This window comes from Mucilaginibacter sp., assembly GCF_028288105.1.
Classification (GTDB): Bacteria; Bacteroidota; Bacteroidia; order Sphingobacteriales; family Sphingobacteriaceae; genus Mucilaginibacter.
In genome coordinates this window covers 1-17152 of record NZ_JAQBOI010000181.1, presented here as the reverse complement: position 1 = coordinate 17152, position 17152 = coordinate 1, and the positions used below count along the sequence as shown (strand labels likewise).

Genomic DNA, 17152 nt, shown 5'->3' with positions numbered 1-17152 from the left:
ATTAAGGTATTATGAAAAAAAGCCATGCACCTGATCCCATCAAATTAAATTACTACGAAGTAGAGTTAGGAAAAAGTCGTGGGAAAACATTTGAAGAAAGGCTTGAACTCTTAAGGAAGATTGGTGCAGATGCGGTTAAAGATTTTCCCGAAAGGTATAAAAGCCTCGGTGGTTGGTTTAAGAAATATGATCAGTTAAACCTGCTTTCCTTCTGCTTTTATTATTTTATGATGTCGCCGGCAGGATATGACGAAGAGGCCGTAACCGGCGGGTTGGAATTTCCTCCGTATTACCTGGAATTATTACAGGCCTTTGCCTTGACAATTCCAAGAACGCTGGCCGACCGTCCGTTGTCTAATGAGGTCGAAACGTTTAAAAAAGATTTCAAAGAAATCGGTGAGTTGATCAAACTACGCCATTACCATTTCCCATCTTCAATAAAGACCGAAGATGATCTTTATTACCACCAATTGCGGATAGATATGATGTCCCATACTATCGCGGTACGAAACTGGTCTTATGAGCATAAAATGAAGAAGGTTACATTGGATCTTGCCAGGGGTGTAAAAATCCCCTTTATCGCTAAACATGGTTTCGACCCGGAGGCCTTACTGGACTTACTATACGCCATGACTGATGAGGTTGAGAAAAAAGTTAACATACACCGCCAGAAAACCGCGGAGATCATGCGACCAGATAATTATAAGGATGTGATCGACACATTTGAATCCCTATTTCCGGGAATGAAAAGTGATGGTGCTCAAAAGGAGTTTTTATGGACGCATAATAATATGCAATTGAGGAACCTGCAAGGTTTTCTCTTACTGCATTCCGACCGTTTTTTGCCTGAGTTATTTTCGTTTCATTTTTTGACGCTTGAAGAAATGTCCGGCGGTAAATTAAGTTATGATCAGATTAAATTCATATTTAAGGAATTAAGCCTAAGTTTTGATGACCTCAAAGACCATAACCCAGAATATTTCCTGCTGACTAACCCAGTACATGACCGCCCATTTATCAATGTAGCGAATGAAGGGATATTTAGCTCGTTATGGACGGTGCTGCCCCACCTAAGCATCGGACTTTTGGAGAAATTCTGTGCCACTGACGAGGATCTCCGGCATAAGTACAACGAGGTAAGGGCTAAATATTTGGAGGATGAGGTGCACCAATTGTTTGGAAAATCGTTCCCCGGCGCACAACTATTCACCGGTAGCAAATTTGAAGCGGTTGATGGAAAGGAATATGAGAATGACCTCTTAGTTATTATGGATTCGTTTGCTCTTGTTGTAGAGTCCAAATCCGGGCAAGTCAGTCCCCCTGCCAAACGGGCTGCACCTGACCGTCTATTAAAAACATTACAGGAGTTGATCGAAGATCCATCTGAGCAGGCTTTACGGTTCATTAGTTACCTAAGAGATCATCCGGAAAGCTTAGAATTGGACACCAAAAAAGGTCCTAAAAATAAATTCGATGCCGGTAAGCTTAAATATTTTATTCCTTTGGGAGTTACCCTTTCCCATCTCGGTATGATGGGCGCCAATCTCAAACAACTTATCCGGGGCGGAGTAACCAAAAAGACAATTGAAGAGCTGGCCCCATCAATCAATCTTACCGATCTGCAAATTGTATTTGACCTATTGCCGCTCACCGCTGAAAAGGTACATTACTTGCAAAGAAGGCGGGAGCTGGAGGCTAATATTCAGTGGGCAGGAGATGAGCTCGATCTGTTGGCCTGGTATTTTGACAACGGCTTTAATTTAGGACCCGATGAAAAGAAATATAGTTTTTTTAATGTTTCCTTGAAATCCAAAGAGCTGGATAACTATATCATTGGCTCCTCTAATAGAGAGGATGTAGAAAAGCCTGAATTAATTAAAACTAAATGGTGGAAAGATCTGCTTAATCATTTAGAAAAAAGGCGGGTTCAATCTTGGCTAGAGAACTCGTACATCTTGCTGAATATTCCTATTGAAGGTCAGGAAGTTTTTGAAGAGCAAATAGACCTCATTAAAAAGAAAATGGAAAATGGAACGGCCGATTATCCGCATAACTGGAGCCTGATGGGTTCATCGGAAGAAAACCGGCGGTTTCTGATTGCGGGTTATCTCTATAGCGACAAGGTAGCCTATGAACGGCGTGAGGTCATGGAAGATATCATTTTTCATGAGCAGAACGATGAAGCCAAAGGTATAATGGTGATAGGCAGGAACATCGATCAATCCCATTATCCCTATAGTTTGTTGGGATGCAGATTATCAGCCGAGTTATTTGACAACCGGTATCTTCAGATGGTTAGGCCTGAAAATGGACGTTAACATGATAAGATATCTTGGCGGCGACAATGGGCTATAAAGGTATAGGCCTAATATCTAAATTGAGTAATAAGATCTAATAAACGGTGAAACTAATGGTTATTTTTGTTAAATGAACCTAACTGTCAACCCAACAGATCTATTAAAGGAATATTTCTTTAAAGCACTTCTAATTCAACAATCTACCAAAATGATAGATGAGAATTGGGGAGAGAATATTTTGAGAAGTATTTCGAATTTTATATTCACAGATCCCTTTAATGTTGCAGTTCAAACGGATCAAGATCAGGTAGCCTTTTTTAATACACTTCTTGGAACATCGCAAGATACTATCCGGTGGAATATAAAGAAGAATTCGCAGTGCTCATTAGATATCACTGAGCAAAACAAAGCAGAAATTATTCCGGATGTCCTCTCGCAGGTTTATTGTCTTCTAAGCATATCGTTGTTTGAAAATCTTGTCACTCTGCTAAAGAAATTATGCTCATTAGAAAAGAAAAGTACAAGTTTTCAGATCATAAATGAGTTTTACGATTATTTTAAGAATGAATTAACGCAATTTGATCAAAAGAAGATTGATAAAACAAATACGATTTTAACTATTCATAACTTGCGGATTTTTCGTAATTGTATAACACACGCTAGTCCCACTAAGCGAGAAATTGAAAAAGAATTTGATCAATATAACTTAAGGATTCGAGAGGGAAATCAGGCCTATAGCAAAATACAAGATTTAGGGCAACTCCCAAGACAGTTATTGTACTATAATTTTGACCCAAATCAAAACAGGATTTTTCTATCCCCGAAGGCATTTAAAAAGTTATTAGACTTCTATTCCCAACTGGCGTACATTGCCTATTTATGTTACTGTGACAAATTTAAACATGAAATAGAAATTCAATAATTATAATTGCAACCTAATCCGGTTCTTTCGGATCCTTAAGGTATTCGCTTTTGTCGACCCCTAAAACAGGCAGGAAATCGAATTCCTTGACAATTGCCCGCTTGGTTAAGATATAACCATCACCATCATAATAATATTCATCGCAGGAAAAAATGCCGGAAGGGACAGGAAACTTTGCGAACGGATTATGCCAAAGACTAATGCGTGCTTGGTCCATGGTTAATATATTCATCCCCTTACAGAATAATATGGCGGATACTGAAGTGTTAACCGGCCTGCCGTCTGCAAAAAAGAAACCCTTCAGTCCGCCGTAATCCAGGCGGATCCTTTCGGGGGCATTATAACCCCAGAGTACCTCGTTGAATTCTTCTTCCTTAAGGAACATGTCCTTGTTATCCAGCGCGATGATGTACGGCGCATCGCTGATCCCATAGCGCGCGGGCTTTTTATCATTCAGCGCGTTCATGGCGGGTCTGATATGGTCGATAGCCCTGGCTGAGCCCATGATCATTCCCAGGCTCCCTTTGATCCCAGAATCAGATTTGCGCATCAAGCTAATTTCCAGCTCCCAGTCGTTATTTTCAAAGGGATGCTTCATTTCAAAAAGCTCTGCATTGCTGAGGCCGTCACTTTTTGCTTCCAGGCTACGGATAAAATTGACTAGGCCCTTTTTGGAGATGCTACGTGCGGAGACCACATTGAACGAGAGATTGATGAAGTAAGGAAAATATTCGATTTCCCGGATGATATTTTCAACTGCCTTTTTACGTTTTTCCTCTTCTATCTTTTCAAAGGAATTACCGGAAAGCGTACATTCAACATAGCCGGTAAAACCGCAAGAATGGCTTGCCCGGAAGTCTGGGGTAGTACGAAGCATGCCCGGCGGGTGCTTAACGAGTTCAAAGCCGGTTTTGCCCAGTAAAGTATAAACGATCAGCTCAAAGACCGCCGCCGCATGTTTTTTATTGTCATCAGAGCTAAGCTGGCTGATAAATTCCGCGTCGCCCGCCATGGCCAGGCTCCATTCATTGAGCAGTTTCCGCACCTGGCCGCAGCGCCGCCAAGCCGAACGGTTCAAAAAATGAAACGTTGATTCATCGCCCGCAGCGGAAGAGGAATCGGTTCGTATACGGTCATCAAATAGCATATTAATTCTCCTTTCCAGGGGTTTGAAACAGGTGTTTATGGGCAATGATGTCCTTCATATCCAGGATCGACATACCGGAAACCAGCGTTTTATCCGGCGCAAATTCCGGGTTCAGCACAGGTATCAGGTCATCGCCATAAAAACCCATCAGGTAAAAATCAACTTCCTTATCAGTCTCGATGATCTGCAGCGTGGAGGGCCCGTCGACAAAGCCGCAGGCGGCCCAGTTTTCGTGCAGCTGGTCAAACTTAAACGGATCGGTCACCAGCGGAACAATGTTGCCAAACAGGATGATCTTGCCGTCCTTATCCTGCAACAATCCTAAGGGCGCGTAGTCATTATCCAGGTTGTTTTCTTTCGTCAGCAGTTGATTACTGAAGCGCACTTTCACATATTCAACAATGGGAATGACGGTTTCCCCGGTGATCTTTATACTGTCCAGGTAATCCACGTTACCGAAGGTCCCGGTGACGGAAAGCATGCCCATGATACCGGGCTCCTTATTCATTTGTGCGACTTCCCCGTCGATCTCGGCGGCAGAGAAGCGGTGAATGTCCTTGCCGATCTTCAGGTAAGCTGAGCTGCCGTCCTCCAGCAGCATGTTGATGCAATATTCACCGGTATTATACTGGTGGCTTTTGTTCCAGCTGATAACCGCGCCGGAATGATTGGCGGCGGATTTTAAGGCGCCGGTGATGAAGCCTTGTCCTGTTTTCAGCAATTCGACCCATTTTAAAAAGTCGAAATTGATCAGTTGGGAGGGTTCGACCTCCGGCCTTACCGCGCGGCCGATCATCCGGTCAACCGGCCTCAGGCACTCCCGGTGCACATTGCCCGCAGCAGGACGCAAACCAACCTCGTCAATTTCGATGGTATAGCCATCGTTGGAGCTGATCACTTTACCGCAATGCAGGCAGCGCATAAAATCCTGGTTCTCATCGATCATGTCCTGGATCAGCTCCCGTTGCGCAATGGCCGCCGGGGTAGATTCCACCTCAGCAATACTTTCATTGGCCGGCCAAAGTATGATCTTGATCCCTTCATATTTCGCCTGGTGTTCTTCCAGGTAACGGTGCATGCCCTCCATGGTTGCCGCACGGGCAAAAACCGGAAAGTCGTTTTTGTCGTCCGCGCCGCCCATTTCTACCGCGCCATCCTTGAACAGCAGTTTTTTATGCCCTTCATCGTCAAACCGGAAGTTCTCGGCTATGACCAGGACTTTCGGATCGCCGGTCATATCGAGCAGGGCGATCTCTTTGCCGCCCGAATAATTGCTTTTCACACGGTAAACCGCCCGCAGTTCATCCCGGAGCACGGTAGTAGCCGGGTTGCCGTCGGAGTGGTCAATCGTTGTCTGGACAGATTCCGCCTTCAGTACAAACACGAGCTGCCCGTCATCATGCCCGACGCCGGTGATCGGCGCGCCCTGCGGGCTTTGTCCGGATGCGGCTGAGGTCATGGAGCATACATATTTAACAAGCTCGGCTACCGAAGCATACTTATTGGTATTTTCCGCCAGGAAGCGTTTCAGGTTGCGGGCGAAGGGACTGCCCATGCCTTCCTTGCCGTCAGAAACGGATTCTTCATTCCCAGAGGTCAGCACCCACCTGGAGGAACGCTCGTCCAGCGACTCGTAAATTTGCCCGGCGTTACGGCCCCTGGTGCGGGTTATAAAGGTTCCCGAAAAACAAGAATCCGCGATCAGTAAAATATGTTTGGAAGGATAAACCTCTATAAAATCCTTGATATCCGAGTTGGAGATCAGGTCGGCAGGTTTGGCATCCGCTTCATGCGGCACCCAATAGCCTTTGCCGGTCATCGGGCTCATAAAGCCGTGGCCCGCAAAATAGATCACCAGGTTGTCCTCAGGCAAAAGCTGTCCGGTCGCAAAGGTCAGGTGCTGGATGATATTTTCCCGCGTGGCTTCCTGGTTAAACAGCGGCTTGTCCAGCAGCTGGAAATCGTAACGGGAGATCAGGAGTTCCGTCACATCCTTGGCATCCTGCACAGCGTTTTTCAGGTCCGGCCAGTTCACCGACTGGTATTCATCGATGGCAATGACGATCAGATAGTTTTGCCGTGTTTTATTCATTTCAGGTGCAGAAATAGCGTCTATAATATTAAGCAATCTCTTTGGATTGGACAAGTGAACAGGCCGCAGCAAATCGCTAACTTTATACAAAAATTCAACATGCCGGTACATTACATCGATAACGATCTGATCGTGGCGCGGTATCTCAAGCCATCGGAAAGGAAATACAAGCCGGTGCTTTCAAAACTGCTCCGGTCCAGGTTCGGCACCGGCGAACAGACCACGGCCACCGTGACCGAGGCGCTTTGGTTTGCCTTTGAATGGTACTGCGACCTGTTTATGGAGCTGATCAGCAGTCAGCAGGAAGTCGCTTTCTACCAATCCTTATTCGGGCTGCATGAGTTTTCCTCCAAGCTGCACAGTATCACACCGAACAAATCCCCCGTTCCGCACCTGATGTCCGACGCCGATTTCGCCGTTTACCGCAGGTCGCTCAAGCTTTGTCTGGAACAGGCCTGCGATCTTAAGCTGATCCGCAATAAGCAGTATCCTACGCCTGCCTATCTAAAACGCAAAGAAGGCATCATCGATGAACTGCTTTTTGCCGGCGATAAGATCTATGAAGTGATCGAATCGCTTTCTTTGCAGCATTTGATAGAGGACAGCGTTGATCTGCATTTTAAGGAGAATGGCGACTATTACTTTCACAATAAACACCATTATGGCAGGGTCATGTTCGAGATCAATAAAGAATCCGGTGATCATCTGTCCCATGCCGTTATCGGAAAGAACGAGTTGAGCGATTTTAAGGAGGCGATCAACACCTGCTTAAAGGTCGACTTCGACCAGGGGATCGGAACGATACTGGCCATGCAAGAGAACAATGAAAAACATGGCGGGAAGATGGCGATGGAAGAATGGTATGCCTATCCCTCCAATTTCGCGGCGTTATTCGACGTGGACTACGCTGATGCCGCGCGTTTTTACCAGGGACTAACCCTATCCAAAACTAACAAGATGACCCTGAGGGAGGCCGTCCAAAAGCCGCATAAGCTGAATAAATATCTCTACAGGCCTTTCCTGATCTGGAATGTCGATGGCGTTGACCGGACGATCGTGGGCCTGAGTATTATCCAGGAAAGCCTGGTTTCCCTGTATGGCAATGCTATCGCCTGGAAAAAGTACCCGGAGGAATGGGAATCCCCTTGTTTTAAGGATTATGTCAACCGAAAAGCGCATTACAACGATAAAATACTGGAAGATGAGGCGGAAAGAATGTTGGTACAGGAGCATATCCTTTATGACCGGAACCTCACCTTCCTGAGTAAATGGAACAAGCAAAACCTCGGCATTGACCATGAAGAATGCGGCGAAATTGACTTCCTGTTCATCGTGGGAACGGTTTTGTATCTGGCAGACAGCAAACATTTGCTGTCCCGATACGATATGAGTAGCTACCGGAATGATTATGCGGCTTTCGAAACGAACAAGAAGGCCTACAATAAAACCGCCGCTAAAAAATTGATGTATTTACATGCCCACCTTCCCGCGATCGAGGAACATTTCCAGGTGAAGCTGAATGATCCGCTCTTCCGCCTGGAGATCAGCGCGGTGGAAGCCATATTTATTGTCAATACGCCGACTTTTATGATGTACAACAATACCTACCGGCTCTACACGCTCAGGGACTTTGAGCGGCTATTAAAGGGCACTTTTGAAGATAAAGTGTATACCGTGCCGCTGGTTGAGGGAAAACCGGAAACCATCGCTATCCGGTATCCCTATTTTAAAAAGCCTAGCTATACGGTGTTTGATAGAGATGTTGGCTGAGAAATTTTGGCTCGTTTATCCCCCCAAAAAAAATGCAAAAAACGCTAATCCGAGGCTTTCAGTCCCGGTAAGCCCCATAACCGAACATACCATCCCATTTTCAACGCTTAAGCAACCAAAAGCGAAAATAACGGAAGCTGTCAAGGGTGAGTGCCTACCTTAATAAACAAATACCACGGCACTCATTTATATACCCTTTACTGGTTTCGTTGTGCAGGCTATCTTTGCGTCTTGCGGTGAGAATATGATAAAATTTATTAACACAGTCTTCGCAGGTATGCTGAGGAACGAAAGCATTCCTACGCTGTTCAGCGAGGCTGGTGACGAAATGGAACCCGGCGCGATAGCGCGTGGTGCAATGTAGGAACCTGCCGCAGCGATTATAGCAGCTCTTTAGGTTTGCTGTAATACTTTAAATTAAAGTTTAGCTGCGTGAATTTGCTTAGAAGTATTTATCAAGCCTGGATAAGTATCAGCAGTAGGTGTCAACTTATAGTGCCTGTTAAAAGCTTCCTGTCTTACTTTGAAATAATCAGCCAGTTTTCTAATAACTTCTTTAGACAGTCCCTTTTTATAGTTTAATATATCAGACACATAACCTTTACTAATGCCCAGTATATCAACTAAATGCTGCGGTTTCAAATGATGATCCTGCATAAAGGAACGCAGCAAAGCAATAGGATCGCTTTCTTTAAACGTGTTGTTTTCTTCATCGAATTTTTCAATCAATAACGTTAAAAGATCAACTTCATCCTGTATTGCGCTGTTAATACCACCAGAGAGCAAGCCTTCTAATTGGTTACAATACTCTTCATATTGGCTTTTATTTTTTATGACGGTATATTTTAAAACTGTTGTTTCCATCTTTAATAGAGATTAATTGTATACTGTTCACCCTGTTTGCAAACTTTATCGTATTCCGCATGAGTTCCCATCCAGCAAACAAAAAGATGTACCTGCTTTGTTCCAAATACGTATTTGCAGATCATCCGGTAATTGTTGCCGCCAATATCAAATACCACCCTATTACTGCTTTTCCCTAACAGATCAGCAGTGTTATAAGTGAATTTCATATCGCCGGGCTGTTGCCAGTCAGCAAGCCTTAACTTTTCAGTCCAGTCTTCCAAAGAAGATTTACTACGTGGTTGAAGCTTCGCAAACTCTTCCAGCGTTTGTTTTTTAATCAGATGAATTTTCATCTTATGCAAATTTAAATAAAAGTTCACAAAATGTGAACTTTTAAAATGAAATATTTATTATTTGTTTTATGGTATGGATTATTGGTTGGCTTTTTCCCAAGCTTCATCCATTCGCTTTCTTACTAACTTACTATCTGCATGGTTATTCATATAATTCCAAGCTTTGACATATTGGTCAGCCTGTTGATTGTATTCCTTTATCCTCCAAAGATCCAATCCTCTCTGTGCCAGAGCAAATAAGAAGACTAATCCCATTAACAGTATTCCCCAAGGAATAAGGCGACCGAAGACAATTTTATAGTATTGGCCCTGGTTGGTTTCCGGGAATAATAGGAAACGATATTGCTTTACAGTCTGCTTTGTTAAATTCAATTGCTGGATTCGTTGTGATAGCTTATCAATCAGTAAATTGTCTCTGTTCTTTTTAAGTTCATGAAGTTGAGCGCTTATATCACACAACTCCTTTTTATAGTCAGGTATCCTTATTTCAGGAATTTTAACTTCTTTCTTTTCAAGACCGTTGATGGTCACGATCACTTGTTGCAATACTTCCTCTATTGCTTCAAGCTTTTCAAGTGTATCATTCATATCCTTCTTCCTTTCTTAAGTTTACGTTTTGTTCTTAATAACTCAAATGGTGTTTGGGCGTCCTGTTCGTGGTCGGGTTCCAACAGTTTGGCTAATAAAGATGCTCCGTGAGTATCACTAAATGAGTTGCGGTTAGCAAGTGTTATGTCCTTTACTGACGCAATCTGTTGCCGCTGCCCATGTTGTTTATTAAACTCGATAAGCTGATTTAACTTGCCATAACTCAGGCTTCTGTCTATTTCAGAACCTTTGAATTTAGTAATGCCCTTGCTAAAGCTGATTCCTTGTACAATGTCAGTTCCGCTTAAATACTTATAATGAGTTTGTATTCCTTGCTTAAGAAGTGCTGCTTCTAATTGCTGCCAGTTTTGGGCAACTTTACCTACCGCTTTGATGGCATCGTACATTTCATATTTGATTTGATCCGAACCTTTCAGGCGTTGCCTGTTTACCTGGGCTTTACCTTCCGCTAAATGATAACCATATTTAAGGGTAATCTCCTTGCAAACCTTCGCATTAACTACTTTCTGGTAACGGTCAGTGATGGTCTGACCATCATTACCCACGCGATTGTAAACCAAGTGTAAATGCGGATGCTGCCTGTCTGTATGCTGCACAATCAGATATTGCGTATCTCTAATTTTCATTTTGTGCATATACTCCTTTGCCCGCTCAACCATGATCGCATCATTAAGCTTCGCTTTATCTTCGGCACTCCAACTTAAAACGATATGGCCAACAGCTTGTCCCAAGTTCGGATTTAGCTTTCGCTGAAAATTAAAGTCGCTGGTAATATCCTTAACGCTTGTTGTACGCACTCCGCTTGCATCTAATATGCTCGCTTCCTCGCGCTGCAAATTGTAGGCTATGCAACCGGCAAAACTTCTACCTGTAATCACTTTCCCTATCATCGCCAATTATTTTTTTAAGCAACTCATTTATTTCAGCCATTAGTAACCTGCAATTTCTTTGGACGCTAAGCAACCCGTTTAAGTGAGCCAGGTGTGTGAGCTGATTAAGGTTATTTGCCATGCCCGCCAACACGCGCATATCGGCCGCTTCCTCAGTGGTCAACCGGGATACGATTTTCGCCTTCTGTGCCGACTTTCTAAAAAAATCGCTGATTGAGGTTCCGGCGTTCTTGGCTTTCGTGGCAATAGTAAATTGCTCCAAATCCGTTAACCTTATCATGTAAATATGGCATCGCTTTATCTTCTTTTGTGGTCTTCCGCCTTTACTGCGGATTGCTTTTTCTGTGTTAATTTTCTGGTCTTCCATCACTACCTCTTTTAAATTCTTTTCGATTTTTCCTTCTGCAACCAACGGGCGCGGAAGGCAAGTTTGCCGTTTAGCCGCTAAGGCGAAACGAGTTTTTGTATAGCAAAAACACAAACTTGCTCTTTACTATCGGTTATGCCTGTTTCAGGCGTTCTCTTAAGATTTTCATATCAGTACTAACCTTCTTTTTCTTGACCTTGGAGTAAATCTGCGTTGTCCGTATGCTCGAATGACCAAGCATTTTTGATACACTTTCCATGGGTACGCCATTTTCCAAAGTCACGGTAGTCGCAAACGTGTGCCTTGCGATATGATAGGTTAAAGCGAAATTCAGGTTCGCCATTTTGCTGATAACTTTAAGGTAGCGATTGGTAGCCTGGTTTGAATAGATAGGAAAGACGGTACCGGTATAAGATGCCATTGGATGACCTCTATATTTTTTGATTAGTTCGATAGCTTCGGGCAACAATAAAACATAAAATTTCTTGCCGGAAAAATTGGCTGTTTTCTGCCTCACCATTTCGATCCACTTTTCGCCTTCTATATCGGTTACTAAGTGTTCACTACTCAAGTTGCATACATCGGCAAAAGCCAAGCCGGTATAACAGCTAAAAACAAAAGTGTCTCTAACTATCTCTTGTCCATGAATATCGAAATTCAAAGCTTTAATAGTTTCCAACTCCTCCAATTCCAAACACTGCCTATCCTTGTGGATCATGTGCCGCTCGAAACGAAGGAAGGGGTCTTTAACAATCCAATCGTTTTTAAGTGCAATGTTGATCATTTTGCGTAGCCGCTCGATGTGTTTCATTACGGTGTTATTGGTACAAGGCCGCTGGCCTTTATCGGGTTCACGTTGGCGTAAATAGATCTCAAAATCTATGATAAACTTGTAATCGAGTTGAGAAAGGTAAATGTCAGTGCGTTTTTTTCTTTTTAGCAAAAACTCCTTAACATACCGCTCGGTACTATAGTAGTTTTTCATTGTACCTGGTTCCAAAAGCTTTTTAACCTCAGTGTTATGGTAGTTCATTAGGAAAAGCAAAGTCGTTTGCTCTTCCTCACCACCACTTTCCAGAAAAGTCTTGATGCTATCCGCAGTTAGAACTTCTTTATTGTATCGAAGATTGTCGTAAGCGGAGTTAATTTCTGTGCGTGTCTGCCGGATCTTTTCCTGTATCTCTTTTAATTCCTTATCGGCTCCAATTACTTTTTGAAACTTGTGATCCCAGGATATTAACTTGAGGCGGCGTTTCAAAGAAATGTCGACGAACTTCTTGTTAATGGTGATTCGCACATACAAGGGGGCGATCCCTTTATTTGCTTTATCCTTTTTTAGAAAAAAAAGGATACTGAATGAATTTGTTGTTTTCATACGCGGTTTTACTTATTTGATATTATCCCCGTCGACGCAAATACATTTTGCGAGAAACGGATTAAAACACGAAATCAGTTACAAGCAACCACGGGTTGCGAGTAAAAACGCATTGAACAATTTTACAAATTAAAAAGAGGGTGCGATATAGGGCATGTAGAAGTTTGTATTAATATGGATTACTTTGAACTATAATTTTGCAAAATCCATAAAAAAACCCTCTAAATCATACAATTTAGAGGGTTTTGATACTATTTGGTATCGCTTGTTGTCGGGATGGCAGGATTCGAACCTGCGGCCTCCACATCCCAAATGTGGCGCGATACCGGGCTACGCTACATCCCGATTGGGATTGCAAAGGTAGCTTTTTTGTATAGCTGTGCAAACTTTTTTTAAAAGAATTTACAAGCACAACCCTAACAAATTCATTTGCACAAACTTAGCTTCAAAATATTTTTTTTCGTGCTACAAAACCGGGCTTTAGATACTACATATGCAGTATAGATCCTTTTTTAAATTATTGTTATTCCAATGACTGTTAATTACGATTTAGCCAATCTAACACGTAATCGGCATCTTTCTCCCAGCCGGGCTGCCCTAATACAAAGTGGTTACGATTTTCAAATTCCTTATAATTTAAAACCGAACCATTTTGTACATATCTTTTATAGTTACGATTGTTTAAATGTGCGGGGATAATGTTATCCGTACTGCCTGATGTAAGCAGTAAAGGTGCATGTGGTTTTTTATAATCTACTTTTGCAGCACTTGTTAAACCTCCCCTTGCAACAGTTTTTGATTCGGGAATAGTAAACTTTTCATATGCTTCTTTCTGTTCGTTAAGCGGCATGGTGTTAACAAAAGCGTACTGCCAGTCTTTAAACGACATTAGGTATGTTTTTTTGAGAGAGGTAAAAAGCCCTAATGACTTCCATCCAGCCTTTAGAAAAGAGAATTCATATGGGAATACGCCAAGTGTAGGTACTGAGTGTATAGCTACCCCCGCAGCAGCCAAATCGCGGTTTACTATGATCTGAGTAATTAGCCCGCCTAACGAGTGGCCTATGACAATAGGTTTTTCGGGAAATGAACTTACGATGCTTGCATAATGATCTATTACCTCTTCTAAAGTTAAGGCAGCCAGATCGGTATCATTGGGTTGCCTGTTACGCAGTTGTTCTGCTGTACCATTCTTAAAGGGCCATGCAGGCGCTACGGTGGTATAACCCTTGTTTTCAAAATAGGTACGCCATTCATCCCAGCAGGCATTGGTCACAAATGCGCCGGTTACAAATACAATGTTTTTTGTTTGAATAGTTTTCATGGAGGGATTATTTAAGTTGGGGTAATGTAAATAGTAATCGACTCACGTATTGCACTGTAAATCAAGACTAAATATAATCACTCCCCCGCATAAATATGATGAACAGCAGAAATAAAATACTGCAAGCAATCCCTTTACAAAACGCAAACGCGCTAAGCGTACTTTTCTTTTAAATGCTTAACAGATAAGTTTACCATCTTTCGCAAAACGCCTTCGTCAATATCAGTTAACTTTTTAATATGGATACAGCCACCTGAAATTTTATATTTACCAAAGGTTTGCAGAAACACTTGCTTATCGCCAGGGCTTAGTGAGATATATAGTGAAAACGCTTTTGCGCGTGGTGAAAAGGCAACTAAAGGTGCATCACCTTCGCGCCCACTTTCATATTTGTAATGATAAGTGCCAAAACCAACAATTGCATCTCCCCACATTTTAGCTTCATAACCGCTTTCTTCCTGCATAATAGCTACCAGGCGATGGCCATCATTACGTTTGGTTTCATCGGTAAACTGATTTAAAAATACATCCACACTTTCAGTGGTTTCTACGGTTTTGTTTTTTGCCATGACATAAGTTTACTTGTACAAGTTAGGGATATTAAGCAAAAAAGCTATCCAATAGGACAGCTTTTTTAATGGTTGCAGTGAGTTATATCAATCCCAATTAAAGCTAACCTCCCTATTATTCAGTTTCCACTTTTCAGGGAATTGATTTGTAAGCCAATCGAGCGGTTCGCCATTGGGTTGTATCTTGGCGGCATTTGCAAAGGCTTGTTTTATAGCCGCCTTTTGTTCGGCACCTAAAAAGTCTAACTCGGCCGATATAAATAACGGCGAACCGCTTTCTGCCAGCAGCTGCATCCATTGTTTATTTTTATCCCAGGGCACATCTTTGGTAAGGCCAACGCAATCGCCATCGGCGGCATAAAAGATATTATTTTGTGGCATGCGGAATCCTAAAGTATTAACGCCCATCTTTTTAGTACGTGCCCATTCCTTCCCGCTGGTGTCGTCACCAATACGGTTAAGTTCAAATACCCCGGCAGATAAATGGCTCAGGGTATTACAGCCAATTATGTACATATCTTCTGCCGCCTCTCTAATAGCGCCATATAGCGTGTTTATGATCTCGGCATTGGTTTTAGTTTGATCCTGAAACTTCCAGCCGGGAACCGTAAAGTTGTCTTTCATTTGAAAACCCCATTTACCAAAAATATCCCATGTGCTGTAATCGTGTTTTACCATGTGATAGCCCCATTGTTTATATAGGCATATGTTGCGTTTAACCCGGGCTATATTTTCGGGAATGGTTGGGTCAAGTATTAGTTCCCTATCATCATTACGGCCGGGAATTTTTGGGGCAAGTAACGATTCTTTATCATCCAGGCGGGCAATTAAAGGGCGTGTCCACAAGCCGGGGCGCATGCCATGGCTTTTTATCTCGTCAGCCATTTTATGCATGTCCTTAAATTTATCGTTTACTATCGAAAAATCGTCGGCCTTCTGCCAGCCATCATCAATTACCGAAAACGGGCGATTATTGGTATCCGTAACCAACTCGGCCATAGCCGTCGTTTGTTCTTTTATGGTTTGATAAGAGTTTTTGCCGTAAACCACATACCAGTCATTTATGCCATAAACCGGTTGCTTAGGCAAACGTGGTTTGTCGCACATTACTTTGCAAAAGTTGGTTAATGCACTGTAAGGCGTTTCGTTTAATTTGCTAAGGGATGTTACAATATCTGCTGCGTGCAGGGTGCGTTGCCCCAGTTTTACGCCCATACCGCCTGAATGGGTATCCATGGTCAGTTCCATGCTATCCGGCTTAACCTCCCACCAACAAATGGTATTGGCACCCGTTTTTACGCCAAAGCAAGCGGTTTGCTTATCATCATGCAGTAAAACATACCATGGGTTTTTAGCAGTAGCCTGGGGGGCTTTCCATGCCAGATCACCATATGTACGTTCCCAGTGATCGCCCAAAATCTTTGAATATTTGGCAGTTTGATATTTCCATTTAAACCTCAGTGCCTGCAATTCGTTAACCGGCGACTGTACGTATACCGACTGTGCGATGCCCCTTGTTTTAATTTCAATTTTTATATCCTGGTAAGTAAATACCGCCCCACCTTTACCCACAAGCTTTACCCATTCACCCCCCACCTGTGCCCAGGCCTCATCCGGATGATTAATAAGGGAGTTGCCAATATGGGCTGCAAAAGTTAACCGGCTGTACATAACCGAGGCAAAGCCAGCGGCAGATAGTTTAATGAAGTTGCGTCTTAACATAGGTTATTGTTATAATGGCTAAAATAACAATAACATTTTTTGTACAAACTACTTGTAGTAATAATTCAATATCCGGTATGAATAAAGTGGTAACAAAAAAGCCTGCAGATCAAAAGATTGCAGGCTTTTTATTTAGCTGATAAGTTACAGTATCAAATTATATCTTCCTGATTTTAATTAAGTCAATTGCTGTTAGAAATATAATTTTAAAATCAAGCATCAACGACCAATTTTCCAAATACCAAATATCATGTTCAACACGCCTTTCCATTAGGATAAGCTTATCCGTTTCACCTCTATAACCATTTACCTGTGCCCAACCTGTTATACCTGGTTTCAAATAATTTCGCACCATGTATTTATCTACAATCATTTTATACTCAAGCGTGTGCTTTAGCATGTGCGGCCTGGGGCCTACAATGCTCATATTTCCAAGCAGAGCATTAAAAAATTGAGGTAGTTCATCAAGGCTTGTTTCCCTAAGGAAACCGCCAACCCGGGAAATCCGTTCATCATACCTGGTAGCTTGTAATGTGTCTGATTGCAAATTCACCTTCATAGTTCTAAACTTATAACATATAAAAGTTTTGTCGTCCTTTCCGCTTCTTTTCTGTTTAAAAAACACCGGCCCTTTGCTATCTAATTTAATAAGTAAAGCTATTATTGGTAACAACCAACTTAATAAAAATATAATTACCATTAAGCTAAACAGGATATCAACTAATCGTTTTTGAAAGCGATGGTCAATATTTTCAAGGGGCTCTACCCGATTAGAAATTACCGGGAACCCACCAATATAATTTACTTTAAAAGGCGCTGTTAAAGATTGGCTAAAATCAGGCACTAACTTCAACCTTACACAATTTAGC

General features: G+C 42.5%; 15 protein-coding genes and 1 tRNA gene. 3 read left to right on the top strand and 13 right to left on the bottom strand.

Annotation, left to right across the window (positions count from 1 at the left end):
• Nucleotides 1–11: 11 nt before the first annotated feature.
• Together JWQ85_RS12550 and JWQ85_RS12545 are read left to right on the top strand one after the other, a co-directional pair.
• Entirely contained in the window at nt 12–2318 is a 2307-nt protein-coding gene (locus JWQ85_RS12550) for a hypothetical protein (protein ID WP_299468427.1), read from the top strand.
• 109 nt (nt 2319–2427) lie between these two features.
• Complete coding sequence (locus JWQ85_RS12545; RefSeq protein WP_299468425.1) at nt 2428–3219, top strand: hypothetical protein; 792 nt, start codon at nt 2428–2430, stop codon at nt 3217–3219.
• Between the two features lie 13 nt (nt 3220–3232).
• Here JWQ85_RS12545 and JWQ85_RS12540 read toward each other — a convergent pair whose 3' ends face one another.
• Both JWQ85_RS12540 and JWQ85_RS12535 read right to left on the bottom strand, forming a co-directional pair.
• Nucleotides 3233–4366, bottom strand: a complete 1134-nt coding sequence (locus JWQ85_RS12540; RefSeq protein ID WP_299468423.1) for a hypothetical protein — start codon at nt 4364–4366, stop codon at nt 3233–3235.
• A 1-nt stretch (nt 4367) separates the two neighbouring features.
• Complete coding sequence (locus JWQ85_RS12535) at nt 4368–6458, bottom strand: caspase family protein (protein WP_299468421.1); 2091 nt, start codon at nt 6456–6458, stop codon at nt 4368–4370.
• A gap of 99 nt (nt 6459–6557) precedes the next feature.
• On the opposite strand from JWQ85_RS12535, the gene JWQ85_RS12530 reads away from it, so the two are divergent.
• Entirely contained in the window at nt 6558–8228 is a 1671-nt protein-coding gene (locus JWQ85_RS12530) for a hypothetical protein (RefSeq protein ID WP_299468419.1), read from the top strand.
• A 417-nt stretch (nt 8229–8645) separates the two neighbouring features.
• Here JWQ85_RS12530 and JWQ85_RS12525 read toward each other — a convergent pair whose 3' ends face one another.
• From JWQ85_RS12525 to JWQ85_RS12475, 11 genes are all read right to left on the bottom strand, one after another.
• Nucleotides 8646–9092: a helix-turn-helix domain-containing protein gene (locus JWQ85_RS12525; protein WP_299468417.1), complete on the bottom strand. Its 447-nt coding sequence runs from the start codon at nt 9090–9092 to the stop codon at nt 8646–8648.
• Nucleotides 9093–9094: 2 nt separating this feature from the next.
• The gene (locus JWQ85_RS12520) at nt 9095–9427 is read right to left on the bottom strand and encodes a type II toxin-antitoxin system HigB family toxin (protein ID WP_299468415.1); all 333 of its coding nucleotides are present in this window, start codon (nt 9425–9427) and stop codon (nt 9095–9097) included.
• 78 nt (nt 9428–9505) lie between these two features.
• Nucleotides 9506–10015: a hypothetical protein gene (locus JWQ85_RS12515; protein WP_299468413.1), complete on the bottom strand. Its 510-nt coding sequence runs from the start codon at nt 10013–10015 to the stop codon at nt 9506–9508.
• The gene (locus tag JWQ85_RS12510) at nt 10012–10926 is read right to left on the bottom strand and encodes a relaxase/mobilization nuclease domain-containing protein (protein WP_299468411.1); all 915 of its coding nucleotides are present in this window, start codon (nt 10924–10926) and stop codon (nt 10012–10014) included. Before JWQ85_RS12510 ends, JWQ85_RS12515 begins: the two co-directional genes overlap by 4 nt.
• Complete coding sequence (gene mobC, locus JWQ85_RS12505) at nt 10901–11293, bottom strand: plasmid mobilization relaxosome protein MobC (protein WP_299468409.1); 393 nt, start codon at nt 11291–11293, stop codon at nt 10901–10903. Before mobC ends, JWQ85_RS12510 begins: the two co-directional genes overlap by 26 nt.
• A 133-nt stretch (nt 11294–11426) precedes the next feature.
• Nucleotides 11427–12668, bottom strand: coding sequence for a site-specific integrase (locus JWQ85_RS12500; protein WP_299468407.1), 1242 nt, complete (start codon nt 12666–12668; stop codon nt 11427–11429).
• Between the two features lie 271 nt (nt 12669–12939).
• Nucleotides 12940–13013, bottom strand: a tRNA-Pro gene (locus JWQ85_RS12495).
• A gap of 193 nt (nt 13014–13206) precedes the next feature.
• Entirely contained in the window at nt 13207–13992 is a 786-nt protein-coding gene (locus JWQ85_RS12490) for an alpha/beta hydrolase (protein ID WP_299468405.1), read from the bottom strand.
• A 152-nt stretch (nt 13993–14144) separates the two neighbouring features.
• On the bottom strand, nt 14145–14561 hold the full coding sequence (locus JWQ85_RS12485) for a DUF1801 domain-containing protein (protein WP_299468403.1): 417 nt from the start codon (nt 14559–14561) through the stop codon (nt 14145–14147).
• Nucleotides 14562–14648: 87 nt separating this feature from the next.
• Nucleotides 14649–16283: a hypothetical protein gene (locus tag JWQ85_RS12480; RefSeq protein ID WP_299468401.1), complete on the bottom strand. Its 1635-nt coding sequence runs from the start codon at nt 16281–16283 to the stop codon at nt 14649–14651.
• Between the two features lie 157 nt (nt 16284–16440).
• On the bottom strand, nt 16441–17152 hold a 712-nt coding region (locus tag JWQ85_RS12475; RefSeq protein ID WP_299468399.1), incomplete at its 5' end, for an exopolysaccharide biosynthesis polyprenyl glycosylphosphotransferase.

Bases quoted from the DNA above. Each gene is read 5' to 3' on its own strand.
- JWQ85_RS12535 (WP_299468421.1), bottom strand. From the start codon at position 6,458: ATGAATAAAACACGGCAAAACTATCTGATCGTCATTGCCATCGATGAA.
- JWQ85_RS12530 (WP_299468419.1), top strand. From the start codon at position 6,558: ATGCCGGTACATTACATCGATAACGATCTGATCGTGGCGCGGTATCTC.
- JWQ85_RS12485 (WP_299468403.1), bottom strand. From the start codon at position 14,561: ATGGCAAAAAACAAAACCGTAGAAACCACTGAAAGTGTGGATGTATTT.
- JWQ85_RS12550 (WP_299468427.1), top strand. From the start codon at position 12: ATGAAAAAAAGCCATGCACCTGATCCCATCAAATTAAATTACTACGAA.
- JWQ85_RS12490 (WP_299468405.1), bottom strand. From the start codon at position 13,992: ATGAAAACTATTCAAACAAAAAACATTGTATTTGTAACCGGCGCATTT.
- JWQ85_RS12540 (WP_299468423.1), bottom strand. From the start codon at position 4,366: ATGCTATTTGATGACCGTATACGAACCGATTCCTCTTCCGCTGCGGGC.
- JWQ85_RS12480 (WP_299468401.1), bottom strand. From the start codon at position 16,283: ATGTTAAGACGCAACTTCATTAAACTATCTGCCGCTGGCTTTGCCTCG.
- JWQ85_RS12515 (WP_299468413.1), bottom strand. From the start codon at position 10,015: ATGAATGATACACTTGAAAAGCTTGAAGCAATAGAGGAAGTATTGCAA.
- JWQ85_RS12510 (WP_299468411.1), bottom strand. From the start codon at position 10,926: ATGATAGGGAAAGTGATTACAGGTAGAAGTTTTGCCGGTTGCATAGCC.
- JWQ85_RS12545 (WP_299468425.1), top strand. From the start codon at position 2,428: ATGAACCTAACTGTCAACCCAACAGATCTATTAAAGGAATATTTCTTT.
- mobC (WP_299468409.1), bottom strand. From the start codon at position 11,293: ATGGAAGACCAGAAAATTAACACAGAAAAAGCAATCCGCAGTAAAGGC.
- JWQ85_RS12500 (WP_299468407.1), bottom strand. From the start codon at position 12,668: ATGAAAACAACAAATTCATTCAGTATCCTTTTTTTTCTAAAAAAGGAT.
- JWQ85_RS12525 (WP_299468417.1), bottom strand. From the start codon at position 9,092: ATGGAAACAACAGTTTTAAAATATACCGTCATAAAAAATAAAAGCCAA.
- JWQ85_RS12520 (WP_299468415.1), bottom strand. From the start codon at position 9,427: ATGAAAATTCATCTGATTAAAAAACAAACGCTGGAAGAGTTTGCGAAG.